This window comes from Halorussus salinus, assembly GCF_004765815.2.
GTDB lineage: Archaea > Halobacteriota > Halobacteria > Halobacteriales > Haladaptataceae > Halorussus > Halorussus salinus.
On record NZ_ML974128.1, the window covers coordinates 194633 to 221243 of the forward strand.

Annotated in this window: 27 protein-coding genes and 1 tRNA gene; 14 read left to right on the forward strand and 14 right to left on the reverse strand. The window is 68.5% G+C overall.

Going from position 1 to position 26611, the window contains the following annotated elements; translation table 11 throughout:
* Positions 1 to 65 precede the first annotated feature (65 nt).
* The 4 genes from msrB to EPL00_RS09065 all read right to left on the reverse strand — a co-directional run bounded on the left by msrB (position 66) and on the right by EPL00_RS09065 (position 2736).
* Positions 66 to 500 (reverse strand): peptide-methionine (R)-S-oxide reductase MsrB, encoded by a 435-nt coding sequence (gene msrB, locus EPL00_RS09050; protein ID WP_135853016.1) that lies wholly within the window; start codon positions 498 to 500, stop codon positions 66 to 68.
* Positions 501 to 569: 69 nt separating this feature from the next.
* Positions 570 to 1307 carry a DUF429 domain-containing protein gene (locus EPL00_RS09055; RefSeq protein ID WP_135853015.1) on the reverse strand — a complete coding sequence of 246 codons (738 nt, stop codon included), beginning with the start codon at positions 1305 to 1307 and terminating at the stop codon, positions 570 to 572.
* 61 nt (positions 1308 to 1368) lie between these two features.
* On the reverse strand, positions 1369 to 1794 hold the full coding sequence (locus EPL00_RS09060) for a pyridoxamine 5'-phosphate oxidase family protein (RefSeq protein ID WP_135853014.1): 426 nt from the start codon (positions 1792 to 1794) through the stop codon (positions 1369 to 1371).
* Between the two features lie 78 nt (positions 1795 to 1872).
* Positions 1873 to 2736 (reverse strand): ZIP family metal transporter, encoded by an 864-nt coding sequence (locus tag EPL00_RS09065; protein WP_135853239.1) that lies wholly within the window; start codon positions 2734 to 2736, stop codon positions 1873 to 1875.
* 345 nt (positions 2737 to 3081) lie between these two features.
* On the opposite strand from EPL00_RS09065, the gene EPL00_RS23500 reads away from it, so the two are divergent.
* Together EPL00_RS23500 and EPL00_RS09070 are read left to right on the forward strand one after the other, a co-directional pair.
* Entirely contained in the window at positions 3082 to 3228 is a 147-nt protein-coding gene (locus tag EPL00_RS23500; RefSeq protein WP_202932586.1) for a hypothetical protein, read from the forward strand.
* 136 nt (positions 3229 to 3364) lie between these two features.
* Positions 3365 to 3778, forward strand: coding sequence for a DUF7344 domain-containing protein (locus EPL00_RS09070; RefSeq protein WP_135853013.1), 414 nt, complete (start codon positions 3365 to 3367; stop codon positions 3776 to 3778).
* Positions 3779 to 3788: 10 nt separating this feature from the next.
* On the opposite strand, the gene EPL00_RS09075 is transcribed toward EPL00_RS09070, so the two are convergent.
* Positions 3789 to 4343 carry a hypothetical protein gene (locus EPL00_RS09075; protein ID WP_135853012.1) on the reverse strand — a complete coding sequence of 185 codons (555 nt, stop codon included), beginning with the start codon at positions 4341 to 4343 and terminating at the stop codon, positions 3789 to 3791.
* A gap of 94 nt (positions 4344 to 4437) precedes the next feature.
* Positions 4438 to 4989 (reverse strand): metal-dependent hydrolase, encoded by a 552-nt coding sequence (locus tag EPL00_RS09080; RefSeq protein WP_135853011.1) that lies wholly within the window; start codon positions 4987 to 4989, stop codon positions 4438 to 4440.
* Between the two features lie 421 nt (positions 4990 to 5410).
* Between EPL00_RS09080 and EPL00_RS09085 the strand changes: the two genes are divergently transcribed.
* Positions 5411 to 6112: an SDR family NAD(P)-dependent oxidoreductase gene (locus tag EPL00_RS09085; protein ID WP_135853010.1), complete on the forward strand. Its 702-nt coding sequence runs from the start codon at positions 5411 to 5413 to the stop codon at positions 6110 to 6112.
* Positions 6113 to 6192: 80 nt separating this feature from the next.
* Here the strand turns inward: EPL00_RS09085 and EPL00_RS09090 are convergent, their stop codons facing one another.
* The 3 genes from EPL00_RS09090 to EPL00_RS09100 all read right to left on the reverse strand — a co-directional run bounded on the left by EPL00_RS09090 (position 6193) and on the right by EPL00_RS09100 (position 9065).
* Complete coding sequence (locus tag EPL00_RS09090) at positions 6193 to 7956, reverse strand: flippase activity-associated protein Agl23 (protein ID WP_135853009.1); 1764 nt, start codon at positions 7954 to 7956, stop codon at positions 6193 to 6195.
* A gap of 6 nt (positions 7957 to 7962) precedes the next feature.
* Positions 7963 to 8553, reverse strand: coding sequence for a hypothetical protein (locus EPL00_RS09095; protein ID WP_162224187.1), 591 nt, complete (start codon positions 8551 to 8553; stop codon positions 7963 to 7965).
* 98 nt (positions 8554 to 8651) lie between these two features.
* Positions 8652 to 9065 carry a PPOX class F420-dependent oxidoreductase gene (locus EPL00_RS09100; RefSeq protein ID WP_135853008.1) on the reverse strand — a complete coding sequence of 138 codons (414 nt, stop codon included), beginning with the start codon at positions 9063 to 9065 and terminating at the stop codon, positions 8652 to 8654.
* A 93-nt stretch (positions 9066 to 9158) separates the two neighbouring features.
* On the opposite strand from EPL00_RS09100, the gene EPL00_RS09105 reads away from it, so the two are divergent.
* On the forward strand, positions 9159 to 9554 hold the full coding sequence (locus tag EPL00_RS09105; RefSeq protein ID WP_135853007.1) for a hypothetical protein: 396 nt from the start codon (positions 9159 to 9161) through the stop codon (positions 9552 to 9554).
* A 38-nt stretch (positions 9555 to 9592) separates the two neighbouring features.
* Here EPL00_RS09105 and EPL00_RS09110 read toward each other — a convergent pair whose 3' ends face one another.
* Positions 9593 to 10366, reverse strand: coding sequence for a YqjF family protein (locus tag EPL00_RS09110; protein WP_135853006.1), 774 nt, complete (start codon positions 10364 to 10366; stop codon positions 9593 to 9595).
* 125 nt (positions 10367 to 10491) lie between these two features.
* Between EPL00_RS09110 and EPL00_RS09115 the strand changes: the two genes are divergently transcribed.
* The 4 genes from EPL00_RS09115 (at position 10492) to EPL00_RS09130 (ending at position 14093) form a co-directional block, all read left to right on the forward strand.
* Positions 10492 to 11322: a ZIP family metal transporter gene (locus EPL00_RS09115; RefSeq protein ID WP_135853005.1), complete on the forward strand. Its 831-nt coding sequence runs from the start codon at positions 10492 to 10494 to the stop codon at positions 11320 to 11322.
* Between the two features lie 62 nt (positions 11323 to 11384).
* Positions 11385 to 11813 (forward strand): universal stress protein, encoded by a 429-nt coding sequence (locus EPL00_RS09120; protein ID WP_135853004.1) that lies wholly within the window; start codon positions 11385 to 11387, stop codon positions 11811 to 11813.
* A 197-nt stretch (positions 11814 to 12010) separates the two neighbouring features.
* Entirely contained in the window at positions 12011 to 13024 is a 1014-nt protein-coding gene (locus EPL00_RS09125) for a DUF1611 domain-containing protein (RefSeq protein WP_135853003.1), read from the forward strand.
* A 28-nt stretch (positions 13025 to 13052) separates the two neighbouring features.
* The gene (locus EPL00_RS09130) at positions 13053 to 14093 is read left to right on the forward strand and encodes a dipeptide epimerase (protein WP_135853002.1); all 1041 of its coding nucleotides are present in this window, start codon (positions 13053 to 13055) and stop codon (positions 14091 to 14093) included.
* A gap of 44 nt (positions 14094 to 14137) precedes the next feature.
* On the opposite strand, the gene arcD is transcribed toward EPL00_RS09130, so the two are convergent.
* From arcD to EPL00_RS09145, 3 genes are all read right to left on the reverse strand, one after another.
* On the reverse strand, positions 14138 to 15589 hold the full coding sequence (gene arcD / locus EPL00_RS09135) for an arginine/ornithine antiporter ArcD (RefSeq protein ID WP_135853001.1): 1452 nt from the start codon (positions 15587 to 15589) through the stop codon (positions 14138 to 14140).
* A 173-nt stretch (positions 15590 to 15762) separates the two neighbouring features.
* Positions 15763 to 17700: a threonine--tRNA ligase gene (locus EPL00_RS09140; protein WP_135853000.1), complete on the reverse strand. Its 1938-nt coding sequence runs from the start codon at positions 17698 to 17700 to the stop codon at positions 15763 to 15765.
* Between the two features lie 69 nt (positions 17701 to 17769).
* Positions 17770 to 19152, reverse strand: coding sequence for a uracil-xanthine permease family protein (locus EPL00_RS09145; RefSeq protein WP_135852999.1), 1383 nt, complete (start codon positions 19150 to 19152; stop codon positions 17770 to 17772).
* A 217-nt stretch (positions 19153 to 19369) separates the two neighbouring features.
* Between EPL00_RS09145 and EPL00_RS09150 the strand changes: the two genes are divergently transcribed.
* Complete coding sequence (locus EPL00_RS09150) at positions 19370 to 20518, forward strand: site-2 protease family protein (protein ID WP_135852998.1); 1149 nt, start codon at positions 19370 to 19372, stop codon at positions 20516 to 20518.
* 133 nt (positions 20519 to 20651) lie between these two features.
* Here the strand turns inward: EPL00_RS09150 and hpt are convergent, their stop codons facing one another.
* Entirely contained in the window at positions 20652 to 21197 is a 546-nt protein-coding gene (gene hpt / locus EPL00_RS09155) for a hypoxanthine/guanine phosphoribosyltransferase (RefSeq protein ID WP_135852997.1), read from the reverse strand.
* Positions 21198 to 21349: 152 nt separating this feature from the next.
* Between hpt and EPL00_RS09160 the strand changes: the two genes are divergently transcribed.
* The 5 genes from EPL00_RS09160 to EPL00_RS09180 all read left to right on the forward strand — a co-directional run bounded on the left by EPL00_RS09160 (position 21350) and on the right by EPL00_RS09180 (position 26555).
* Positions 21350 to 21922: an FxsA family protein gene (locus EPL00_RS09160; RefSeq protein WP_202932587.1), complete on the forward strand. Its 573-nt coding sequence runs from the start codon at positions 21350 to 21352 to the stop codon at positions 21920 to 21922.
* Between the two features lie 133 nt (positions 21923 to 22055).
* Positions 22056 to 22129, forward strand: a tRNA-Ile gene (locus tag EPL00_RS09165).
* A 189-nt stretch (positions 22130 to 22318) separates the two neighbouring features.
* Positions 22319 to 23050, forward strand: a complete 732-nt coding sequence (locus EPL00_RS09170; RefSeq protein WP_135852995.1) for a metallophosphoesterase family protein — start codon at positions 22319 to 22321, stop codon at positions 23048 to 23050.
* Between the two features lies 1 nt (position 23051).
* A complete protein-coding gene (gene ppk1, locus EPL00_RS09175; RefSeq protein ID WP_135852994.1) occupies positions 23052 to 25382 on the forward strand; it encodes a polyphosphate kinase 1 in 2331 nt (776 codons plus the stop codon).
* A 78-nt stretch (positions 25383 to 25460) separates the two neighbouring features.
* Complete coding sequence (locus EPL00_RS09180) at positions 25461 to 26555, forward strand: phosphotransferase family protein (protein ID WP_135852993.1); 1095 nt, start codon at positions 25461 to 25463, stop codon at positions 26553 to 26555.
* The last annotated feature ends 56 nt before the right edge of the window (positions 26556 to 26611 follow it).

Sequence of the window (26611 nt, forward strand, 5' to 3'; positions counted from 1 at the left end):
TCTCGTCGGACGGTCAGTCGCCCTCTCGGACGGTCGCCCTCTCGGACGGTCGCCCCCTCGGTCCGTCACTCCTCGTCTTCGAAGTCGAGCGCGACCGAGTTGATGCAGTAGCGCTTGCCGGTCGGCTCCGGGCCGTCCTCGAAGACGTGGCCGAGGTGGCCGCCGCACTCGGCGCACAGCACCTCGATGCGGTCCATCCCCTTGCTAGTGTCCCGGCGCGTCTCGATGCGGTCGTCGTCCGCGTCGTAGAAACTCGGCCAGCCACAACCCGAGTCGTACTTCGTCTCGGAGTCGAACAACTCGGCACCGCACCCCGCACAGGCGTAGGTGCCGTCGTCTTTCCGGTCCACGTGGTCGCCCGTGAAGGCGCGCTCGGTCCCGGCTTCCCGGAGGACGCGGTACTCCTCGTCGCTCAGGCGCTCGCGCCACTCGGCGTCGTTTTCGGGTAGCTCCTCGCGGGTCTCCTCGCCGCGATTCGTTGGCTCGTCGCTCTCGCTCATACGTTCGCTTGGGTCTCGGGAGGGTTAGAGGTTGCGCGGACTCGCGTCGGACGCGTCCGACTCGTCGGGCTACGGAGACTCGGGCGCGACGATTTCCATCGGGAGTCCGGCGGCGTCCTCCGGCGGGTCCTCGGGGAGCGTCACGCAGTCGCCGTCGGCCGCGCGCTCGGCCGTGGCGGCCAGCACCGCCGCGTCGAGTACGTCGTCGGCGCTGGCCCGCGGCGCGTAGCGCGGTTCGGTCAGGGTCTCGACGGTCGCGTCCAGTTCGTCGCGCTCGACGCCGACCGCCTCGCGGACGAGCGCCTTCCGGCGCTCGATGCCGTCGGCGTCGCCCTTCGCGCCGACCGGTTCGTCACCGGGGTTCAGGTTCCGAAAGCAGAGTTCGGGGTGGCTCTCGCGGACGAGACCGCGGGCCTCGTCGGTCGTCCGGAGGAAGGTATCGACCTCCCGGATTCGGGGGACGATGGCCCACGCCTGATTCGAGATGCTGAAGCCAGCGTCTCGCTCGTCGTGTCTCGCCTTCGCGGCCTCGATGTTCTCGTCGTAGACTGCCGCCCGAATCGGCGTCAGGAAGACGCTCCCGGCCCGCCCGCCGAGGAGCGCCTGCGCCTCGCGGTCGCACGCTCGCTTTCGGTCGGCCGCGAGACCGACCGGGATGTCCACGAGGACCTGCTCGGGGTCGGTCTCCCGCTCGTGCCACCAGTTCCAGACGGTCGGCGCGAACCCCACCGAGAGGTCGCCCTCCTCGTCCAGTTCGGCGACGACCCACCCGTTCGAGGCCCAGTCGAGACCCACGTAGCTCACCATGTCCGACAGTTCGAGTCGAGGCTGATAACGGTTCGTCGTCCGCCGTCTCTTCGACTGATTCTCAGTCAGTCCGTCGCCCGGTCACCTCTTCCATCCGGAGTTCGAAGACCGCGGCATCCACGTCCGCAACGTTCTCGCCGAACAGTCGGAACGGCTCGAACTGCTCGTTTATCTCCCGGTCGGTCTCGGTCGGGAGTTCCACGAGTTTCCCGCGGACGAGGAGGCTCCACGAGTCCGCCTCGCTCTCGTTCTCGTAGACGACCAGCGTGGCGGTCCCCGTGTTTTCGAGGTAGTCCATCTTCGTGCTGTCGTCGCGTTCGCCCAGTCTGACCAACAGACGCTCGCCGTCGTAGTGGTAGCCGACCGGGACCGCGTAGGCGTCGCCGCCGTCCGCCAGCGAGAGGACGCCGACTTCGCCGTCCCGGAGGTACTCCTCGACTTCCGCGTCGGTCATCCCGAACGTGTGAACGTACTCGACGTGTTCCATACGCGAAGCCACGACGCCGAGCGTGATAACCGCTTGCGAGGGCTCATCCCGACGCGATGTCGAACTGCTTGTGACGGGTCATCCCAACACGATGTCCAAATAGAGCATCACCGCGACCCCGAGCATCGTGCCGAGGGTCGCGACGCGTTCGTGGCCCCGAGCGTGGGTCTCGGGCACGATTTCGTCGCTGATGACGAACAGCATCCCGCCAGCGGCGAACCCCATCGCGTAGGGGAGGACGGGCGCGGCGACGCCCACCGCTATCGCGCCGAACACCGCGAGCGGAATCTCCACGAGTCCGGCCCGAACGCCCGCGAGCGTGGCGTAGAACAGCGACCCGAACCCGGCGTTGGCGGCCGCGACCGACACCGCCAGCCCCTCGGGGATGTTCTGGATGCCGATGGCGAGCATCAGCGCGAGCGCGTCGCCGACGTTCCCCGACCCGAAGCCGACGCCGACCGCCAGTCCCTCGGGCATGTTGTGGAGCGTGATGGCGACGATGAACAGCAGGACCGAAGCGGTCCGGGCGTCGTCGGGGTCGATTCGCTCCCGGCCGGTCGGCGTGTCCTCCTCGATGCGGGGGTCGCCGGTCTCGGTTTCGCCCGTGGGATTCGCGCTCGCGCCGCCCGCCTCGGCGTCGCTCGCCCCGCTCGCCGCGACGTTCCCGCGCCCGGTCACGACGACGTGGATGTGTGGTACCCACTGGTCGGCCCGGTCCAGCAGGACGACGCCGAGCGCGAACCCGGCGAGTACGGGACCGATGCCGCCGATTTCGATGCCCGGCAGGATGAGACTCGTGAAACTCGCCGAGAGCATCACGCCCGCCGCGAACCCGAGCGCGCCGTCGAGCGCGCGCTCGGAGGGGTCGGGCCAGACGACGACGAGCGCGGCCCCGAGGGTGTTCAGCAACGCGATGAAGATACCGCCGACCAGTCCCTGCATCACGGGGTCGGTACCCGCGACGCGGACGAACCAGTCAGTCAGCACGGGGCGGCCTCCTCGGTCGGTCCGGGCCGGTCGCCGCCGTCGGCGCGGGTTGGTTCCCTCGGACGGGTCTCCTCGGCGGTCGTCATCGCTGGTCGCCGGGACAGTCGGCGGGCGGGACCAAAAGTCCGCCGCCGAGCGGGAGTCCGTCCCCGAGCGGGAGTCCACCGCCAGTCGGGATTTTCCCACCGGACGGGACGAGTCCGGAGCGAGACCGACGAGCGACCGGGACGCGGCCGGATTTCGACTTCGACGCGGGCGAACGCCCGAGAGATTGAAACGTCGGGGAGATGAACGTCTCCTATGCGAGTGTGTGACATCTGCGAACAGCAGAAACAAGAGGGAACGCGACTGGTCTCGCGTACCGGCGGGGACGTGTGGGTCTGCCACGGGTGCATGATGCGGGCGGTCACGAACAAGGCCGACGAACTCACGTACCGCGACCGGTGAGTCGGCACGTTCGCGACCGCGGAGGGCGGAATGGGGCGACCGAAAGTCCGTCTCGGTCGTTTCTTTCCTCTCAACCTGTTTCTAGAAATCTACGTAGATTTATTGTCCAAGTCTGTGTCACACTCTAACAGGACCCATGAGTCAGTCACCGAACAGCTCGACCGAAGCACAGGCCACGAACGACTCCCCCGCGGCGCTCGGTTCGGTGGACGACTCCTTCGACGCCATCTTCGAGGTTCTCGCCGCCGAACGCCGCCGCTACGTCCTCTACGCCCTCCACCGACACAGCGGACGGGCCTCGCTTGCGGACCTCGCCGACGAGGTGGCGTCCCGCGAAGGGGCCGACACGGAGCGAGTCGCGGCGTCGCTCCATCACGTCCACCTCCCGAAACTCGTGAGCGCCAACGTCGCCGCGTACGACCCCGACGAGGAGACCGTCCGACTCCTCGACCGGTCCGACCGGTTGTACCGACACCTCAGTGCCGCCGCGGAAGACGAGTTCCGACCGCTCCGGCGGGCCGCCGGGAGCGCCACCCTCTCGGAGTTCTGACCGGCGCTCATCAGGCGAGTCGCCATCCGGCCTCGGTTCGTTCGACGCCCGACAACGCCGCCAGCGATGGCCGCACGCAGGCGGTCCACCACTCGCTGGCGTCGTCGTAATCCGCGGGACAGTCGGGGTAGACCACGCTCCGGAGTTCGGCGTCGGTCGCGGGACCCTCCTCGGCGAGGTAGTAACAGGTCGCGTAGACCGCCGCGCGCTCGGGTTCGTCCGGGGCCGAGAGCGTCGAGATGGCGTTTTCGAGTCGGCGAGGGAGTCCGCCCTCGTACTCCCTGCTCTCGCCGGGCATCGGCCCGCCCCGACTCTCGGTCGCGGTGTAGCCCGGCAGCCACCAGACCGCTTCGCCATCGACCGACTTGCGTTCGAGGAGTCCCTCGGTCGCCAGTCGGTCGAGTCCCGCGGCGGTCGCCCGTCGCCGGTAGGGCACCGACCCGCCGACCTCCTCGGTGGTCAACACCGGGTCGTCGGACTCCCGGAACGGGGCGAGGAGTTCGTCGTCGGCGAGCGCCGAGACCTCCGGCGACTCGTCGCGGGGTGCGTCGGAATCCCGAGTCACACCGGTAGCAGGCCATCGACGCTGAAAAGGGTTGTCGCCCCGCCAGTCTCGGCCGAATGGCCCCTTGTGGCGGGACGATTCTGCCCGCCGTAAGCTACGGGAATCCGCCCGCGCTCGTCGCCGCGAACCCGAGGTACGCCGCCGCGGCGGTGGCGAACACCCCGAACGCGAACAGGCCGTAGTTCCACGCCGTGCTGTCGGCGGGCGTCACCGACAGCGAGTAGCGGTACTCGGAGACCGGCCACAACAGCGCGACGCCCATCGGCGTCAGCAGGTCGCCGACCAGATGGGCGAGAATCGCGAACCCGACGATTCCGCCCGCGAAGGCCGGGACGCCGACCGGGCCGAGCGAGAACGCTGGCGGACCGACCGAACCGACGGCGACGCCGCCGAGTCCGGTCGCGGACGCGCCCGCGCTCGCGGCGGCCCACACCGCGCCGCCGACCAGCGCGGCGAACGCCAGCGTGTGAGTCGGTCCGCGATGGGAGATGCCGGGTAACTGGTGGTCCACGTCGGGGAGCATCGCCAGCCAGCAGACGACCGCCCCGCCTGCCACGGCCGCAGTCGGGGAGCCACCAGCGACGAGGAGTCCGCCCACCGGCGCGTAGAGCGCGAGCGAGACGCCGTAGTGTCCGATTCGGAACACGGCCGACTGTGGCGACTCGGGGGACGTAACTGTGCCGGATTTTCCGAGACCGTGGGTTGGGGGTTCTTCCGTCGATGCTCGGCTCGGCAGTCGAATTCGGGGAAACCGCAATATCGTAGTGAACGGCTCCTCGGAAGCCCCCGCCCGCTCGCGGTCGCTGACCGACATATCCGGACCGCTCCGCACCGCCCGGTCCGGATAGGGGTCGGTCAGACGACCACGTACACGCGAGCGGGCGGCCCCTTCACCCCACCCGGCGGTGGACCGTGGTCGGTCGCTCTCGGCGTGGTTCGCGGCGTCGAGCGTTCGCTGGCGGTTCGTCGCCCGAGCGTCGGCCGGGGTCGGTCGAGGAGCGTCCGCCGGTCGCCCGCGGTCGTCGAATGCAGAAACCGGTTTGGGGGCGGAGTCCGTCTGTGGCGGTATGGACGGACAGACTGCGGTCGTGACGGGCGCGAGTCGAGGCATCGGCGCGGCGGTCGCGCGGCGGTTCGCAGCCGAGGGCGCGCGGGTCGTGGGATGCGCGCGAGACAAGGACGACCTCGACGCGGTGGTCGCGGACGCGGAGGAGTCGGATAGCGAGGGAACCATCGAGGCGATGCGCGCCGACGTGCGCGACGAGTTCGACGTGGAGCGACTGATGGAGACCGCCGCGCGCGGGAGCGACGGCGGCATCGACGTGGTGGTCGCCTGCGCGGGCGTCTTCCACGGCAGTCCCGGCGAGTCGCCGCTGGCCGAAGACGCCTACTCGGCGTTCGACGACTCGTTCCGGACCAACGCCCGCGGCGTCTTCGCCGCGGTCAAGGAGGCCCTGCCCCACCTCGCCGACGACGCGCGCGTGCTGGTCCCCTCCGGCAACGTCGCCCGCGACGCGAAACCGGGCTACGGCTCCTACGCGGTCTCGAAGGCCGCGGCCGAGGCGGTCGTCCGCCAGTTCGCGGCCGAAATCGACCAACCGGTCGGCGTCGTGGAACCCGGCGCGGTCGCCACCGACCTGACCGGCGGGCAGGGCCGGGACCCCGAGGACGCCGCGGACCTCCTCTACTGGGTCGCCACCGAGGCGTCGCCCGACGAGTTCGACGGCGGCGTCGTCGGTCTCAAGGAGTTCAAGAAGGCGACGGCGTAGGAATATCCCCGTTTTCGAGACGGGAGGGCGAGTGAGACGATTAGCGGGACTTCTGCGGAGAAGCTTTCGAAAGCTCGCCGTCACAACTCGACCGACTCCTCGCTGGCGTTCTCGGCCACGTAGACGACGAGACTGCTCTTGTGACACCCGCTGTCCTGTAGGAACCGGTGGACCTCGTGGCGCTCGTAGTCGCGCAGGTGGCGGTCGATGTCGCTGGCGCGGTCGTGCGACTCGTCGCAGGTCTCGACGGCCCCGAGCGAGACGACGACCGGCGGCGGATTCTCGCCGACGATTTCGGGCCGGGTCGTGCTGTCGGTCGTCGCCCCGGCCGCCTCCAGATACCACGCGAGGGGCAGGCGGTCGAACCACCCGCCCTCGCCCGGCGGGGCGAGGAGGGCCTCCTCGTCGGCGACGTAGAACGCAGAGCCGTAGTACAGCACGTCTATTCCCTCGTTGGACTTCGCAACGCGCTGTATCTCGCCGAGAAGGGGCTTCATCTCGCTTCCCGACTGGGCGTACTGGACGAACTCGTTGTCGTCGCTCTGGGGGTGGAGATACGACGTGGCGACCGCGGTCCCGCCGACCTGCGCGACCACGACCAGCAGGACGACCGCGGCCGCCGTCGCCGAGAGTCCGTCGCCGTCCGCGACGCTGGCCGCGCCGAGGCGGGCGACCAGCGCGAGGCCGACCGCCGCCGGAATCGCCAGCGGGACGACGACGTGGACGACCTCCCACGGGAAGGGGTTGTCCACGATGACGGGGTAGCCCGCCAGACTCGACGCGCCCCAGAAGAACGCGAACCCGACGACATCGCGGGGCGACCCCGAGTACCTGTCCGCGAGGAACCCGAGCGCGGCGAACGCCAGCACGACCGCGCCGCCGTCGGCCAGCGCGGGCCAGAGCGACTTGGCGGTCCAGAGGTAGGTGTGGTCGCTCCCGCCGACCCACTTGCCGGTGAACGCGCGCCACGACCCGAGGGTCGCCTCGCCGACCAGCGCCGGGAGGAGGGTCGGGTCCCGGAGGGTCCGCCCGAGCGTCGGCGACGCTCCCGCGCTCGCTCCTCGGGGGGCGTAGAAGAACACGACGATAGCGAAGAACTCCGCGACGGCGAGACCGAAGGGAGTGCGCCAGCGCCAGACGCCGCGGGCGATTGCGCGAACGCGGTCGGTCGCGGCGGAGAGGCCGCTCTCCTCGGCGCTCTCGGCGAGGAGTCGCCGGTCCCACAGCAGGGCCGCGGCCCCCGCCCAACAGACCGGGTAGACCAGCGCGTTCTCCTTGGTCGTGACCGCGAGCGCGAACGCGGCGGTTCCGGCGTAGAGGAGCGCCGGGCGGCGGTGGTCGTAGGCCCGGACGAAGAACCCGACCGCGACCAGCATGAACCCGGCCAGCAGGAGGTCGTTGCGGTAGAACCGCGAGAAGTAGAGGAGAAGCGGGTTCGCCCCGAGGAGGGCCGCGAGCGCGACGGTCTCGGAATCCCGGAGACGCCCGCGGAATAGGAGCGCCGACGCCGGGAGGAGACCGCCGACCAGCGCGGGCACCAGTCGCATCGTGAAATCCGAGGCCCCGAACAGCGAGAAAACCGAGCCGTTCACGATGGTCAGGAAGGGACCGTGGACGATGGGTCGGTACCAGTAGACGCCCGACTCGGCGTAGCGGTAGGCCCAGTAGGCGACCCGCGCCTCGTCCTGATGAGCGACCCGCGCCCCGAGCGCGAACAGGCGCGCGACCAGCGCCAGCAGGACGATTCCGGCGACTGCGACCCGGACCGAATCGAACTCCGAGGCGATTCCGCGTGCGGTGCCGACGAGTCGGCCGCGAGCGTCGGCGCGAGGAGAACCGGTCATCGTCGGTCAGCAGATAGCGTAGATGATTTGGACCGACCCGTCTTCCTGCGGTTCGACGTAGGCGCTCCCGTAGCACTCGTTGGTGGCGAGGGTCACGCAGTCGCGGCGCGGCGAGGTCGTTCCGGTGGCGGTGGTCGCGCTCGTATCCGCCGGGAGGAGTTCCGCGCAGACTCGGAACTCCTCGACGCCCTCGGGGTCGGCCTTCCTCAGATTGTAGAGGGTGTGTTCGCCCCGCGAGAACTCGTCGGTCGTCTCGAAGACGGTCTCGCCGGTCTCCTCGCGAACGACCGTCACCCGGAGCCGCCGGGACTCGGCGAGGTCGTGTTCGACGGTGATTTCGTGGTCCGGGTCGGGGCTGTTCGAGGCTCGGGCTATCCAGTCGCCGGTCGTCCTCTCCTCGGTCGCGGTCGCGTCGGCCGCGGGGTCGGTCGTCGCGTCGGCGGTCCCGCGGGTCGTCTTCTCGGTCGCGCTGTCGGTCGTCGGGCTGTCGGTCGTCGTCTCGTCGGTCGCGGGTCCGCCAGCGTCCGAGAGACACCCGGCCGACGCGAGACCGACGCCGACCGCTCCGACGAGCGAGCGTCGCGTGACTCTTTCCATACGCCGAGTCCGTGACCGGCCGAGTTAAAGTTTCGAGAGACTGAAAGACGCCTTTCAGTCACCGTGTCCGGGCGGGCTACCGCGGCGACCGAACAGGACTACCCCGAACTCTCCTGCGTCGTGACGCTGTTGGGCCGAATCCGGACGATTACGCGCGGGGCCTCCTCGTCGCCGAGTCGGGGGTACTCCGGTTCGCCGAGGTACCGCTCGGCGAGTCGGTTGACGTGTTCGACCGCGCCCTCCTCGGTTATCTCGACCACCTCGCCGCGGACCGCGAGAAAGCGGTACGGGTCGTCGGGGTCGGTCATCGAGACGGCGATGTGGGCGCTCTCCTCGACGTTCTGCTCCTTGCGCGACCCTCGGACGGTGTTGACCAGCAGGTGGTTCTCGTCGGCGTCGTAGTCTATCCACACCGGGACCGAGTGGGGCGTGTGGTCGGGCAGGAGCGTGGCGATATGGGCGAACGTGCGCTTCTCGAACAGGTCGCGGAACTCCTCGGGTATCGTCGTCACGCCGGAGCAGACGGCGGCGAGTCGTAAATCGCTAACTGCGGTCGCGGAGCGAAGCGCCAACAGTTTTGTCTCGACCGTGAGGAGGTGTCGCCGATGAGGAGACTTCTGTTGGCGCTCGCGTTGGTCGGCGTTCTGACGGTGGCCGGATGTAGTGCCCTCCCGCTGGACTCCGGCCCGCGGTACGAGGTGTCCGTCGAGACGGTGACGGCGAACGACTCGCAGATTCGAGTGATCGCCGTCTCGCCCCGCGACGGCGAGACACTTCCGAAGGGCGCGGAGGTCACGGTAGACGGCGGCTACGTCTCGTTCACGGAGATGGCGACGATGCCCTACGGCGAGACGGCGTATCTCACCTACGTCCCCGCGCGGACGAAGTTCGACCTGACCGACCGCGTTCGGGCGACCGACCGCGGACTCGACGCCGCGAACGTCAGCGTCGGCGAGGTCCGAATCTCGGCGGACGGCCGGACTGAGACCCACGAGGTGTGACTCGCCGCCGGAAGCGTGACTCCGACTCGAAACGAGGTTCACGCCCGGAACGGCGTCCGGACCGTGAACTCCGCGACCGACGCGTGCCAGACCACCGGGTCCTCGGCGGGGGCGGGCAGACCGACCGACTCCAGCAGGGAGTCGGCGTGGACCGACGCCTCCGCGGGGGCGAGTCGCCACGGGTCGTGTTCGACGCGGGCGCACCAGACCGACCCGGCGTGGGACTCCTCGGCGTCGGCCCTCTCGGCCTCGTCGTCCCCGTCCGCGCTGTCGGCGCTCTCGGCCCCGATACTCCCGTTCCGGACCAGATAGAGCCGGTACCGCTCGGCGAGGAACGACGACAGCGAGTCGGGGTCGGCGTGGGTCGGCTTGCCGGTCGACCGGTACTCGGCCGCGAATCTGGCCGGTGACTCGTCGGTGTGGAGTCGCTGGCTGTCGAACCGGCGTCGGTCGCCCGCCCGCTGGAAGTCGATTTCGGCGCGGTGGTACGGCAGGTCCCAGACCGCGCGAGCGAGTCGGACCCCGAGTTCGGTCGTCGCGTCGAGGCTCAGGAAGTAGACGCCGGGTTCCCCCTCGTAGCGGACGTACGTTCGGAGGTTGACCTGCGGGAAGGTGAGTCCGGCGCGCTCGGGCAGGAATCGCGGCCGCGCGGCCTCGACCAGCGAGGGGAGCGCCGACACCCACGCGGTCTCGTCGCGGGTGTCGATTTCGAGGGCGTCGGGGACGAGCGGTCGGACGCGCGAGGAGTCCACCGGCCAGTGGGCGAACAGCCCCTCGCGCCACGTCAGCGACAGGGCGGGAACGTCACGCATACTTCCGGAGACGCGCCCCAGCGGCAAATACGCCGCGGCAGTGTACGTCCGTCGGCTCGCGGGACTCCGGCGCTTGGAGTCCGGCAATCGGAGGGCTTATTAATTGCCGAGACAGCGTTAACAACATGCGTCTCTCTCGTCTCGGTCTGGTCGGTCCGGTTCTCCTCGTCGCACTCACGCCGTTCGCGCTCTGGGCGAACGCCCCGAAAGTCGCGGGTATCTCGTGGGTCGCGTTCGCCGCGATGGCGGGCGCGGCGCTCGTCGGCGGACGGACCGGCGCGACGACCGACGCCGGGCGGTTGGTGTGGGGGTACGGTCTCGCCAGCGGCGCGATGATAACCAGCGCGGCCGTCTTCATCGTCCCGAGCGCCATCGGACACCACCCGAAGTTCGGCGGGTTCGGCATCGCGCTGGGCGTCCTCGTCGGCTTCTCGGCGCACACGCTCGGCCACCGCGCGACCCACATGGACCTGCCGTTTGACCACACCGCCGCCGAACTGACCGCTCACTCGCTGGCCGCGGGGGCCATCATCGGTCTCGTCTACGGCAACATGCCGAGCCTCGGGTTACTCCTCGGTCTCGCCATCGTCTCGCACAAGGGTCCCGCGGGCTACGCCGCGGCCGACCGACTCCGACGGGCGGACAAGCCGGTCTCGGTCATCCTACTTCCCGCGGCGGGCGTCGGCCTGACCGCGATTCCGTCCGCGCTCCTCCGACTTCCCTCCAGCGACCCCGTGAACGCGGTCGTCTTCGGGTTCGCGGCGGGCGTGTTCCTCCACGTCGCGATGGACTTCCTGCCGCGCTGTGAACTCGGCGGCGAGGTCTACGAGGTCGCCCAAATCACCGACGACGCCCACGACCTGCTGGACCGGCTTCGGGCGCGAGCCGTGGCGAGTACGGGTCTGGGCGGTGCGGCGGTGTTCGTCGCGTGGCTGATTCTGCGGCCCGGTCCGTAACGGAGACGGCGAGCGTCCCCGCGCCCGAGGAGTTAACCGACAGCGCGCCGTGACTCGGTGGCGTGACCGAACGCCTCCTCGTTCCGTTCGACGGGTCGCCGCTGGCCGAGCGCGCGCTGGAACGCGTCGCCGAGAAACACTCCGACGCCCACGTGACACTCCTCTACGTCGTGGACCCCGTGGGCGTCGTGTACGAGGCCGAGGCCCGCGGCCTGCCCGACGCCGAGACGTGGCACGAGCGCGCGACCGACGAGGCCGAGGAGACCCTCGCCGACGCCGCGGCGACGCTCGCCGACGCCGGATGCGAGGTGGAGACGGCCGTCGAGACCGGCCGCCCGTCGCGCGAGATTCTGGCCGCCGTCGAGGACCGCGACATCGACCACGTCGTGATGGGGAGCCACGGCCGGTCGGGCGTCTCGCGGTTGCTTCTGGGCAGTACCGCCGAGCGCGTCCTGCGGCGGTCGCCGGTCCCGGTGACAATCGTTCGATGACGAATACATGTCTATAGAATTCTGAAACAAATCTAAATATAGTTCACCGCGGCAACTGCCGTTTCCCGACGCGCACCGGACGGGTTGGCTGACGAGCGTCCGGCAGCCTCAGCGAACGGACCAGAACCCGTTACCTCGCCTGACACCTCCTTACCGCCACACCGACCTTTATACCCCACTGCCACAACCTCCCACGCATGCAAGTCGCCGTACTCGCTCACGAGAAGTTCCCCGACCGCGCCAAGACCGCGGTCGGCCTGTTGCGCTACGCCGATTACGAGGTCGAAGCGGTCCTCGACCGCGAGAACGCCGGAAAACGAGTTTCCGATTTCCTCCCCGACGTGCAGGACGCGCCCATCGTCGCCGAGATGGCCGACGCGCCCGACGTGGACGCGCTCATCGTCGGCATCGCGCCCATCGGCGGCGGGTTCGACGAGTCGTGGCGCTCGGACGTGCGGACCGCCCTCGAAGGCGGCGCGGACCTTATCTCGGGTCTCCACTACTTCCTCGCCGAGGACGAGGAGTTCGCGGACCTCGCCGCGGAAAACGACTGCGACATCTGGGACGTGCGCAAGCCGCCCGAGGACCTGACCGTCGCGCAGGGCGTCGCCGACGAGGTCGAGGCCGAGGTCGTCCTCACGGTCGGCACCGACTGCTCGGTCGGGAAGATGACCGCCACGATGGAGTTGCTGGAAGCGGCCCGCGACCGCGGTGCCGACGTGGGGTTCATCCCGACGGGCCAGACCGGCATCATGATAGAGAATTGGGGGACGCCCATCGACCGCGTGGTCTCGGACTTCACCGCCGGAGCGGTCGAGGAGATGATTCTCGAACGCGGCGACGACCACGACTACCTCCTCGTGGAGGGCCAAGGGAGCATCGTCCACCCGGCCTACTCGGCCGTGACCTGCGGCATCCTCCACGGGTCGATGGCCGACAAATTGGTCCTCTGTCACGAGGCGGGCCGCGAGGCCATCCACGGCTACGAGGACACCGCCGTCCCGCCGATTTCGGAGTACGTGGACCTCTACGAGGACCTCGCTCGGCCGGTCCACGAGACCGAAGTCGTCGCTGGCGCGCTCAACACCAGCGACATCGGCGACGACGCCGCGGCCCGCGACGCGGTGGCAACGTTCGCCGACGAACTCGACGCGCCCGCGACCGACCCGGTGAGATTCGACGCCGACGACGTTCTGGAGGCGATTCTATGAATTTCGACGCCGAACCGGAGGTGAGTCGATGAGCCTCGACGCCGAGTTCGAGCGCCTGTCGCTCCCGCTGGAGAACGCCTTCACCATCTCGCGGACCACGCAGGAGACCGCCGAGAACGTCGTCGTCCGAATCGCCGACGATGCGGGCAACGTGGGCGTCGGCGCGGCCGCACCCTCCGAACACTACGGCGAGACCGCCGCGACTGTGGAGGCGGTTCTCCCGGCCCTCCTCGAAGTCGTCGAGGAGGTCGGCGACCCCCACCAACTCGACCGCATCGAGCGCCGGATGGAGGAGACCGTCGCGCGCAACCCGGCCGCCAGATGCGCGGTCAGCATCGCGCTCCACGACCTCGCGGCCAAGCGCGCCGACCTGCCGCTGTACCGCTACTGGGGACTCGACCCCGACGAGTCGGTCCCGACCTCCTACACCATCGGCATCGACACCACCGAGCGCATGGCCGAGAAGACCGAGACCGCGGTCGAACGGGGCTACTCGGTCCTCAAAGTCAAGGTCGGGACCGACCGCGACGAGGAGATCATCTCGACGGTCCGGGCGGCCGCCCCCGACGCGACCATCCGCGTGGACGCCAACGAGGCGTGGTCTCCTCGCGAAGCGGTCCGGAAGATAGACCGCCTCGCGGAGTACGACCTCGAATTCGTGGAACAACCCGTCTCGGCCGACGACCCCGAGGGGATGGGCTTCGTCCGCGACCGGTCGGCGCTCCCCATCGCGGCCGACGAGTCCTGTGTCACGCTCGCGGACATCCCGCAAATCGCCGGAAACGTGGACATCGCCAACCTGAAACTGATGAAGTGCGGTGGCCTGCGGGAGGCCGAGCGAATGATTCACGCCGCCCGCGCCCACGGCCTCGAAGTCATGCTGGGGTGCATGATAGAGACCAACGCGGCCATCTCCGCGGCGGCCCACCTCGCGCCCCTGCTGGACTACGCCGACCTCGACGGGTCGCTCCTGTTGGACGAGGACCCCTACGAGGGCGTCCCGATGCCCGACGGAGCCATCGACCTCGCCGGTCTCGACCGACCGGGGACGGGTGCGCGAACGGAGTGACCGCCTCGGATACACAGTGGAACGAATGGGCGACGCGGCCGAACTCAGTCGTCGGCCGACGCGGCCGCCGACGAGTCGGCGGTGTCCTTCGGCGTCGTCGCCCGCCCGAGCAGCGTCATCACGAACAGCACCAGCGGCGAGAGGAACGCGAAGAAGTAGTAGGGCGCGTATTCGAGGGTCGCCACGCCGAACACGCTCGACATGTAGACAGCCCCGGCGTGCCACGGGATGAGCGCGCCCGTCGGGGTGCCCGCGGCCTCGACCGCCCGCGAGAGGTCACTGCTCTCCAAGTCGTAGTCGTCGTAGAGGTTCCGGAGCGTCATGCCCGGAATCACAATCGCCATATACTGTTGGGCACTGAACACGTTGACCAGAATCGCCGCGAGGCCCGACGACGCGACGAGACTGGTGGAACTCCGGACGCCCTGCGCGAGGTGGTGAGCCAGCACCGCGAGGACGCCGAGTCGTTCGAGGAGACCCCCGAGCGAGAGCGCGGCGACGACCACGGTGATGGTCCACGCCGACCCGGAGAGACCGCCCTGCGCGAGGAGGTCGTTGACGAGTTTCGTGCCGGTCTCGGGTTCGATTCCGTTCAGGAACACGTCCCACGCGGCGGTGAAGCCGACCCCCTGCACCGCCATCGTGGTGAACACGCCAGCGAAGACGCCAGCGACCAGCGAGGGGAGTGCCGGGAAGCCGTAGAGCGCCAGCCCGAACGTGACGACCAGCGGCAGGAAGACCAGCACCGAGAGGTCGTAGGTCGAGACCAGTGCGGTCTGAATCTCGCCGACGCGGCCCGCCGGTATCGCCCCGCCAGCGCGGAGTCCGAGGACCGCGTACAGAATCAGCGAGAGACCCAACGCGACGGCGGTGCCGGTCCGCATCGCCCGGATGTGGTCGTAGAGGTCGGTGTTCGTGACCGCGGCCGCGAGGTTGGTCGTGTCCGACAGGGGCGACTGCTTGTCCCCGGCGTACGCGCCGCTCAAGATTGCGCCAGCGGTCATCGGCGCGGGGATGCCGAGTCCCGACCCGATGCCGACGAACGCGACGCCGAGCGTGCCCGCGGTGGTCCACGACGATCCGATGGAGAACGCGACGATGGCCGCCAGAATCACGGTGGCGGGCAGGAACACCTCGGGCGTGAGAATCGACAGCCCGTAGTACATCAGGCCGGGAATCGTGCCCGAACTGACCCACGTCGCGATGAGCGCGTAGATGGTGAACAGGATGAGGAGAGCCTGTAGTCCCATCAGGAGACCGTCGGCGATGCCCCCGTAGATGTCGTCCCACGAGAGACCCATCCAGTAGTAGCCGACCAGTCCGGTCAGCACGACGCTCCAGACCAGCGGCGCGTGGGGGTTCATCCCGAGGTACCCCGACCCGATTCCGAGGAAGACGACCACGCCGAGGACCGGGACCAACGCTTGGGCCAGCGTCGGCCGACGCTCCGGCGACAGTTCTCCGTAGGTGAGCGGTTCGAAGTCGAGTGAAGCCATGGTGTAGCCCCGTATTACCTCAGGACATTAAAGTAGAACGATTTTATTCGTATAAGGAATATTCAAATTGCGGTCTGGTATCGCTAACCACGCCTGTAGTCGGTCGAGGGAGCCTGTACGCTCGAAATAAGAAATTCCGGCCAGCACCTAAGTCGCCACTGACGAAGTCGGCGCTACCGACCCGTGAACAGCGGGTGCCTACCGACGTGTTTCGGGAGGTAGCGCCGCTTTTGGGGCGAGTCACCGATATCGGCAAGCACTGCCGACTTCAGTTCCTCGAAACGCAACTTGCGTTCTTCCTCCTCGGCGCGGACGGTCACTTTCAGCGCGCGCTCCTCGTCGTCGTTCCCTCTATCGTCGCCTCCCCCGTCGTCGTACCTCCCGTCGTCTCCCCGCTCGCCACCCCTCGTCTCGCGGTCGCCGACCACGACGTAGTAGGGCACCCAGTCGCTCTCGGCCTTCGCGATACGCGCCCCGACCGTCTCGTCGCGCTCGTCCACGTCGGCCCGGATTCCCGCAGTTGCGAGGTCGTCGGCGAGCGCGTCGCAGTACTCGACGTGTTCGTCGCCCACGGGGACGAACCGGACCTGCGTCGGCGCGAGCCACGTCGGGAGGAGCGGCGTCTCTCGCTCGGCGGCGGTCTCCAACAGGGCGGCCAGCACGCGCTCGATGCTCCCCGTCGGCGAGGAGTGCAGGAGGACGGGACGGCGGGCCTCCTCGCCGGTGTCGTACTCGATGTCGAATCGCTCGGCGCTCTCCGCGTCGATTTCGACGGTGGCGGTCTCGATGGGCCGCCCCGACCCGTCGATGGCCGCGAAGTCCACCTTCGCCGACCAGTCGTGGCGGCGCTCGGGCAGGATTTCGAGCAGGGCGGGCTTGCCGAACTCCTCGGCGAGCGACCGGACCCACGCCTCGTTGTCGTCGTAGAACTCGCGGGTCACGCGAATCACCGGTTCGTAGTTCAGGTCGAGGTCGTCGCCGGTCTCCAGCGCGAGTTTCGCCTGCGCGCGGAGTTCTGCTTTGGCCCCTTCCATATCCCGCGTCGCGGTGTGCATGTCGGGCATCGTGACCGCGCGCTGGCGGTGCAGGCCCGTCGCCTCGCCCTCCTGTTCGCGCCGGAACGACGTGGCCGTCTCGTAGAGTCGCAGGGGCAGGTCCGACTCGGCGAGGTGCATGTCCCGCATGAGAGAGACGTGACCGGCGCAGGCCGCGGACCGGAGCATCGTCGGCCGGTCGCCCGACTCGAAGCGGTACGGGCGCTCGCCGGACTCGTCGGCGTGGTCCCGCATCGCGCGCACCCCGAGGTCGTCCGTCGCGGGCGTCTCGACCGGCATACCGCCGTACTCGACCGCGAGGTCGTTCGCGTACTCCATCAGCGAGTCCCGAATCAGTTTCCCGCGAGGGTACCACCGCAGGGTGCCCGCGTCACTCGACTCGTCGTCGCCGACCAGTTCTTTGTCTCGCATCAACTCGACGTGTGGCGGCTCCTCGTCCGCGCTCGTGGTCTTGCCTTCAGCCTCGCTGGCGATACCATCCACCGCGTCGGCGACGAGCGCGCGCATGTCGTCGCTCACGCGGTCGGCGTCTTTCGCCTCGCGTGCGTCTACCGTTTCGCCGTCGGGGAAGACGAGTTTCCAGTCGCTCGGCGCGCGTTCCGAGGAGCCTTCACCCTCGCCCTCGTCGGCGCGCTCGGGGGTGACGTGTCGAGAGAGTTCCGAGATTGGGTGGCCCTTGCACGCGACCTCGACGGACGTGTACCAGCCGACGGGTGCCCGCAGGACCTCGTAGTCGGCGTCGAGGAGGGCGTCGAGCTTTCGGAGGACGGTCTTCGCACTCTCCGGACCGGCGAGGTCGTCGCTCAGGTGGGCGGAGGGGTAGAGGACGATGTTCCGGGTGTTCAGTCGATCGGTCACGTCGCGCAACTCGTCGGCGGCGTTCGCGGCCACGGCGTCGAGGTCGGTCTCGTCTCCGGTCTCGACGCTGACGAACGCGGTCACGCAGTCTTCCATCCGACCCGCCATCGGCACGCCCTCGGTCTCGGCGACGCCCTCCTCGGCCTCGGTCGTGGTCTCGAATTCGAGGTGGTCGGAGTGGACGAACAGCAGTCGCATGGAGAGGAGTGTCCGGCGTGCGGGGAAAAGTGTGCCGGGGCGGCGGGACGGTTGGAGAATCCAGTGCGCTCAGTCGTCGGCGGACGCGGGCGGCTCGTCGGTCTCGGCGACCGACTCGTCGGGCGGCGCGTCGAACAGCGGACTCTGGTCGCCGGGCGTGAAGGTGTTGAGGACGAGCGCGGTCAGCGCGGTGACGACGACCGGTTCGCCGAAGAAGGTCCGGGCCGCGCTCGGGAGGCCGGAAATCGCGTCCGGACGCGTGGCGATGCCGAGTCCGAGACCGAGCGAGACCGCGAGGATGACCATGTTCCGGCGGTCGAGGTCGGTGTGCAAGAAGACGAGGCGCGCGCCGCTGGCGGCGACCATCCCCGCCATCAGCAGGACCGCACCGCCGAACACCGGACTCGGGATAGTGGCGACCGCCGCGCCGACCTTCGGACTCAGGCCGAGGAGCGCCAGCAGGACCCCGGCGACGCCGACGACGTGGCGGCTCATGACGCCCGTGAAGTTGACGATGCCCGCGTTCTGCGAGAAGGAGGTGACCGGGAACGCGCCGAACGCCGCGCCGAGTGAACTCAACATTCCGTCGGTGAACAGGCCGCCGCGTAACTCCTCGCTGTCGGGGGTCCGGCCCTCGGCGGCCGTGACGCTCGACAGGTCGCCGACCGTCTCCATCGCCGAGACGAGAAAGAGGAACGCGAAGGTAATCATCGGCACTGGCTCGAACGAGAAGCCGAACGCGCCGGGCTTCGGAATCGCGACCCACGAGGCCTGTGCGACCGGGCCGAAGTCCACGAGGCCGAGGAGAATCGCGGCGACGTAGCCGATGGCGAGACCGACGAGCGTGCTGAGGAGTCGCGTCACGCCGTCGGTAAAGAGGTTGAGCGCGACCGCGACGAACAGGACCAGTGCGGCGAGACCGACGTTGTGGGCCGCGCCGTAGTCGCTCGCGCCGACGCCGCCTGCCGAGTAGTCCATCGCGACCGGCACGAGGTAGAGACCGATGATTATCACGACGAGTCCGGTCACGAGCGGCGGAAAGAACGGTTCGATGCGGTCGAACTGCCAGCCGATGACGCCCTCCACGAGGAAGCCGGTGACGAGTATCGCGCCGAAGACCGCCCCGAGTCCGTAGCTCGCGCCGATGGAGGAGGCCGCGCCGACGAAGGTGAAACTCGTCCCCATCACGATGGGGAGTTTGGCACCGACCGGGCCGACGGTGTAAGCCTGCACGACGGTCGCCAGTCCGGAGAACAGCAGGACCATCTGGACGATGTAGGCCGTGTCGCCCGCGCTCAGGCCGACCGCGCCCGCGACGATGTACGCCACCGCGGTCGCCGGGACCAGCATCACCGCGACGTGTTGGAGTCCTAGCAGGATGGACTTGGGCCACGGCGGCCGGTCGTCGAGTTCGTAGTCGAGGTCTATCTCTCCCTCCGTGTCTGTCGCCATTGTACTCCCGACGAATCGGTCGGGTTCAATAATAGTTTCGCGTTCGAGCGCATATTCAGTCTCAAAAAGTCCGAAATACCCATATTCGTGCATAAAATTCCGGGGTCGGTACCGTCCTCGAAAGTGCCGACCGCCAGCGTTCGACGTACTCGTCGCCGAGCGGGCGGCTTTCGCCGTCGCCGAAAGCTACAACCGGACTCTCTACCACGTACTCCGTGTGAAAGGGTATCGGCTCCTCTCGGTGTGGGGCATCCCCATCCGAATCAACGTCTCGCTCGTCGTCGTGTTGCCCGTGCTGGCGTGGCTCATCGGGAGCGGCGAGCAGATCGACCTGTACACGCAGATAATCAACGGCTTCCCCATCGTCGCGCTCGACCCCGCGGTCCTCCGGACCGGAAACACGCCGTGGCTCATCGGCATCGCCGCCGCGGTTGGCCTCTTTGCCAGCGTGACGGTCCACGAACTCGGCCACGCGTGGGCCGCGCGCCGATACGACATCGAGGTGGAGTCGATAACCCTCTGGCTCCTCGGCGGACTCGCGAACCTGAAAGCGATGCCCCGACAGTGGCAACAGGAACTCTGGATCGCGCTCGCTGGACCCGCGGCGAGCGTTCTCGTCGCGGTCGTCTGCTACGGCGTCGTCCTCGCGCTCCCCGCGTCGGTTCCCGCGGTCACGTTCGTCGTCGGCTGGCTGGTCGTCACGAACCTCGTTCTCACGGTCTTCAATCTCCTGCCCGCGTTCCCGATGGACGGGGGACGCGTCCTCCGGGCGCTCCTCGCCCGGTCCCGGCCGTACGCCGAGGCGACCCGGACCGCGGCGCGAATCGGCTCGCTGTTCGCCATCGGGTTCGCACTCCTCGGCGTCCTCTCGTTCAGCCCGATGCTGCTCATCTTGGCGCTGTTCGTCTACGGGGCGGCCAACGGCGAGTCGAGGATGGTCGCGCTGGAGACCCTCCTCGACGGCGTGACCGCGGGAGACGTGATGAACTCGGACGTAGAGGTCGTCTCCGCGGAGACGCCGCTCTCGGAACTCGGCGAGCGGATGCTCGCGGACCGCCAGACCGCCTACTCCGTCGCCGACGAGTCCGGTTCCGTCGTCGGCGTCGTCTCGCTCGACCGACTCCGCCGGGGCCGTCGCCGGGATGCGACGACCGTCGGCGACGTGATGGTCGAGACGTTTCCGAGAGTCGCGCCGGACGCCCCGATGTTCGAGGTCGTCGGGCTGATGAACGAGGAGCGCGCGAGCGCGGCGCTCGTGGAAGCCGACGGCGAGGTCGTCGGGATACTCACGTCGGCGGACCTCGCGACGACGCTGGCGGTCCGACGCGAGGCCGAGAGCCTGACTGGCCCCCGAGTGGCGATGTGAGCCTGCCGTCGGCGTGTCTCAATCCGTCGTCGCGTCACATCTCCACCCGTCGTCGCGTCGTATCTCCGCCGGTCGTCGCGTCGTATCTCCGCCGGTCGTCGCGTCGCATCTCCGCCCGTCCCCGCGGCGGGCGTCAGTGAATCGTGACTTCGTAATCCTCGACCGTGATGTCTATCAGACTCGTCGCCTCGTAGTCGGTCTCGTCCAGCGCCGTCTCACCTAACTTCCGGATGACGACCACGATGTCCGCGATTTCTGCGCCGATTTCGTCCATCGCGTCGCAGATGGACGCCAGCGTCCCGCCGGTCGAGAGGAGGTCATCCACGATGAGAACCCGGTCGCCCTCCTCTACGTCGTTGATGTACATCTCCGACTCGGAGTAGCCGGTGGTCTGGTGGAGCGCGACCTCGCCGTCGAGTCCGTACTCGCGCTTGCGGATAACCACGAGGGGCACGTCGGTCTGGAGCGACAGCGCGGTAGCGATGTGGATGCCCATCGCCTCGGGGGCGACGATTTTGTCCACGTCCAAGTCGGCCTCGCGGGTGACCCCGACCACGACCTCCCGGAGGAGTTCGGGTTCGAGCATCGGCACGCCGTTGCTGATGGGGTGGACGAGGTACTGGTAGCCGTCCTTGTCGATAATCGGTGCCTCGTGGAGTGACTCGCGGAGCCGGTCCATGTGCCCCGTTGGAAGAAACGTCGAAAAAACGGTTCGGTCTGGCGGCGAAGCGCGTCACCCGACGGGACCTGCCCGTCCGAGCGACACCCGACGCTCGCGGCACCTAAAGGGTTTTAGGGCGTGAACGACTACCATCGGCCAAGACAGCACTGATGAAACGCGCACTATTCGGACTGCTGCTCATCCCGCTGCTCGACGCGCTGTTCCTCGTCTACGTGGCGAGCCAACTCGGCCCGGTGCTGACGGTGGCGCTGGTCGTCCTGACCGCGCTGGTCGGCACGCTGTTCGTCCGTGCGGAGGGCCGTCACACCATCAGACGGCTCCAGAAGGCGGTCGGCGAGGGCGACGTTCCGACCGACGAGTTGACCGACGGCGCGCTCCTCATCGCGGCGGGCGCGTTCCTGCTGACGCCCGGTCTCGTCACCGACACGCTGGGTTTCCTGCTGGCGTTCCCGCCCTCGCGCATCCTCGCCCGCGAGGCGGTCCAGAAGTGGGTCGTCAAGCCCTACGTCGAGAAGAAGACCGGCGGCTTCGCCTCCGGCAACGTCTACACCTTCGGCTTCCCGAACGCCGAGGACGTGAACGCGAGCGGAACGGGCGCTGGCGCGGGGTCGGGTAGCGCGAGCGGTTCCGGGTCGCGGAGTCGGGACTCCTCGGAGGACACCTACCGCGTGGACGACGACGCCTACGACATCGAGTTCGAGGACGACGAGAACGAGAAGTAGCGAGAGCGGAGCGGCAGTGACGCCGCGAGACTCACGAACGATTTTGCCGGAAAACAGCGTGAGGGCGTCCCGAAGCGGCGTCGAAAGGAAACGCTTAAACATTCAAGGGCGCAAGCAGAGAATGCGTTCGCACGGGCCAATAGCTCAATCAGGTTGAGCGCTCGGCTGATAACCGGGAGGTTCGCGGTTCAAATCCGCGTTGGCCCACTCGCTTTCCTCACGATGTCTGTCCGTTCGAGAACTGTCGTGGTGGCCGAATAGGCAAGGCGACGTTCTATCCTGAGACGAAGAGGAGACGTACGACACTATCCCCGCCGGTCTCCTCTCCCCGTCTAAAAACCCCTATATACTGCTCATAGCACCGATTTAATACTGCTCGGCCCTCTACGACACCGAATGGCTATTACTACGGGCGAGCAACTGGCGAGCGAGTCCGAATCGCGCTTCGCCGAAGGCGTCCCTCACGAGCGAATCGACGCCGAGGAGTGGACCAACATCTACGTCGTCGGCGACGTACACGGTTGCCGGGCCGAACTCGAAACGTTGCTGGAACGTCTCGACGTGTCCGACGACGACCTCGTGGTGTTCGTCGGCGACCTCGCGCGGAAGGGTCCCGACACCGAGGGCGTGCTGGACATCGTGCGCGAGCGGCCGAATCTCGTGAGCATCCGCGGGAACAACGAGGCCAAGATTCTGCGCGGCGAGACCGACCTCGACCTCTCGGAAGCGAACGCCGAGTTCGTCCGGTCGCTCCCGGTCGCGCTCTCGTGGGAGGGCGCGCTGGTCGTCCACGGCGGCGTGGACCCACGCAGGGACCTGCGCGACCACAGCGTCGACGACCTGCTGAACATGCGCGCTCCTCACGCCGACGAGGAGTACGTCGGCCCGCTCTGGTACGACGAGTACGACGGGGCGACCACTATTTTCTCGGGGCACACGGTCCACGAGCGACCGCACGACGCGGACGGCGGCGTCGCGCTCGACACCGGCTGTGTCCACGGCGGCGCGCTGACCGCCTACGACTGGCACGCCGAGGAGTTCGTCGAGGTGTCGGCCGAGGAGACCTACGTCGAGCGCAGTGCAGACAAGATAGTTCGACTCGACGGCGACGGCTCGGTGTTCCGGTAGGATGTCGAGCGAGCGCCCGCGTTCGGACGACGACGAGACCGAAGTCACCGACGCGGAGACGGTCGATTCCGTCGAGGCGACCGATGCCGTCGATTCGTCCACCGCTACCGACTCGTCTACCACCACCGACTCGTCTACCACCACCGACTCGCCCACCGCCACCGACTCGCCCGCCGCTACCGAACCGGCCGACGCCGCGGAGTTCGACCCGTCGAACTCCGAGTACTATCTGAACCGCGAACTTAGCGAGTTGGAGTTCCAGAAGCGCGTCCTCCACGAGGCGACCGACGAGCGCAATCCCCTGCTGGAGCGGGTGAAGTTCCTCGCCATCTTCACGACGAACATGGACGAGTTCTTCCGCAAGCGCGTGGGCGGTCTGAAACAGCAGATCGCCGCCGGAGTCACCGAGCGCACGCCCGACGGTCGCACGCCCCGCGAGCAGTGGGAGGAGATACACGAGGTCGCCCGGCCGATGTTCGAGCGCCAGACCGACTGCTACCACGACGAACTTCGGCCCGCGCTCGCCGACGCGGGAATCCGGATTCTCGACTACGACGACCTCTCGGCCGACGAGCGCGGCGACCTCCGGGTGTACTTCGAGAGTTCGGTCCTGCCGACGCTGACGCCCCTGACTTTCGACCCGGCACACCCCTTCCCGCACATCTCGAATCTCAGCCTCTCGCTGGGCGTGTTGACCCGCGAGGACCCCGACGACGACCTCACGTTCTCGCGGGTGAAAGTCCCGCAGAACCGGCCGCGACTCCTCCGCGTCGGCGACGGCGGCGAGGAGAGCGTCGGCGAAAGCGCGGCGAGCGCGTCCGCGAGCGACCGAGACGCCCTGTTCGTCCTGTTGGAGGACGTTATCGCCGACAACCTCGACCTCCTGTTTCCGAACGTCGAAATCGTGGACTACTCGACGTTCCGCGTCACCCGGAACGCCGAGGTCGGTCGCGACGAGGAGGTCGCCGAGGACCTCATCGAGATGATAGAGGAGGTCTTGGAGGAGCGCCGGTTCGCCACGGTCGTCCGCCTCGAAATCGAGGACGACGCCCATCCGCTCGTCCGCGAGATTTTGGCCGACAAACTCGACGTGGACGACCACGAGATATTCGAGCGCCGCGGTCCGCTGGCGTTTCGGGACTTCGACGGACTGCTCGACGTGGACCGCCCGGACCTGAAACTCGACAACTGGTCGCCCAAGCACCACCCGCGACTCGCCGACGCGCGGGCCGACGACCGCGACATCTTCGCCGAGATTCGCGACGACGACGTGCTGGTCCACCACCCCTACCACTCGTTTACCGGGACGGTCCAGCAGTTCCTCGAAACCGCGGCCCGCGACCCGGACGTGCTGGCCATCAAGGCCGCCATCTACCGGACCGCCAGCGACTCGAAGGTGGTCGAGACGCTCATCGAGGCCGCCCGGAACGGCAAGCAGGTCGCCGTGATGGTCGAACTGAAGGCCCGCTTCGACGAGCAGAACAACTTGGAGTGGGCCAAGAAACTGGAAGCCGAGGGCATCCACGTCGCCTACGGCACCATCGGCTACAAGACCCACACCAAGACCTCGCTGGTCGTCCGCGACGAGGGCGACGAGGTCAGCCTCTACTCGCACGTCGGCACGGGGAACTACCACTCCGAGACCGCCAAGCGGTACGACGACCTCGGCCTGTTGACCGCGGACCGCGATATCGGGCAGGACCTCGTGAAACTGTTCAACTACTTCACGGGCCACTCGCTCCACGAGGAGTACCGCGAGCTACTGGTCGCGCCGGGCAACATGCGCGACCGGTTCGTGGACCTGATTCGCAACGAGGCAGAGTGCGCCCGCCGGGGCGAGGAGGCCCGCATCGTCGCCAAGATGAACCGACTAGAGGACCCCGAAATCGTCGCGGAACTCTACGAGGCGTCGATGGCGGGCGTGGACATCGACCTGTTGGTCCGGGACATCTGTCGGCTCCGCCCCGGATTGGAGGGTGTCAGCGACAACGTGAACGTCTACAGCATCGTCGGTCGGTTCCTCGAACACTCCCGCATCTACCACTTCGAGAACGACGACCTCGGGTACTACGTCGGGTCGGCCGACTGGATGACTCGGAATCTGGACAACCGCGTCGAGGCCATCGCGCCCATCGAGGACCCGCGCCTCCAGCGGGAACTCGACTGGATACTGGAGACGTACTTCTCGGACAACCGCAAGCGGTGGGTCATGCACCCGGACGGGAGCTACGAACAGCTTCGACCGGCGGACGGCGACGAGACCCGCAACGCCCAAGAGGTCTTCATGCGCGAGGTCGAGGCCGCGTCGGGACAGCGCGACGGGTCGCGGTAGCCCCGGACGCCGAACCGACGCGACCCTCTCCCGCTCACGGCCGGAAGGCTGACACGCCTCGCGGTGCTAACCGCGGCGATGACCGAGACGCCAGAACGGGCCGACGTGGTCCGGATGGTCGCCGCCGTCGCGCCCTCGTGGTCGGTCGAACGCATCCGACCGCAGGACGGCGGGACCGACGACGTGGCCCTCCTCGCGGTCGCCACGCCCGAGGGCCGCCGAGAGGTCGTCCTGAAGTCGTTCTCCGGCGCGGGCGTCCCCGCTCGGGTCGCGCGCTCGGAGCCGCGACTCCTCGGCCTGCTGGCCCGCGAGACCGACGTTCCGGTCCCCGAGGTCGTCGGCTTCGTGGACGACCACCCCGACCTCCCGGCACCGTTCTTCCTCGCGGAGCGACTCCCCGGCGAGGAGGTCGGCGGTCGGTTCTTCGACCTGTCGGCCGACGCCCTCGAAACCCTGCTGGCCGACGCCGGGCGCTACCTCGCGCAACTCCACGACCTCCGGTCGTTCGACCGCTTCGGTCGCGTCGGCGTCGAACCGGCCAGCACGAACGGGACCGATAGCGAGCGCGAGGTCGGCGGGGCAGACAGCGAGCGCGAGGTCGGCGCGGAGGACGGCAACCTCGCGGTCGTCGGCGACCGGCACGGCCCGCGAACGCGGTGGGCCGACTGGTTGCTCGCGGACGCCGAGGAGACCCTCGACGGTCTGTCCGGCGGCCGGTTCGACGACCTCGTACCTGCGCTCCGCGAGTACGTCGAAGAGGCGGTTCCCGCGCTCTCCGGTCCCGAGACCGCATCGCTCGTCCACTGGGACTACCGACTGGGGAACCTGCTGGCCGACCCCGAGACCGGCGAGACGACCGGCGTCCTCGACTGGGCGGACCTCCTCGCGGGCGACCCCGCCTACAACCTCGCCACCGTCGAGGACCACGCCATCGACTGGCGGACCCGCGACCCGGTTCTCCGGCGGCGACTCCGCGAGGCGTTCCGGGGGGCGTACCGCGCCGGGCGCTCGGCCGAGGGCGAGGAGTTCCGCGAGCGAAAGCGCGTCGCCCACCTCTGCAATCGCCTGCACGCGATGGCCTGCCACCCCGACTGGTACGCCGACGCCGACCCGGCGGTCCGCGACGAGCGCGCCGCCGAACACCGAATGTTCGTCCGGAGCTACCTCGACTGAGCGCCGCCGGAACGACCCCGACCGCGCCGACCCGAGCGACCCGCATCGAACGAACA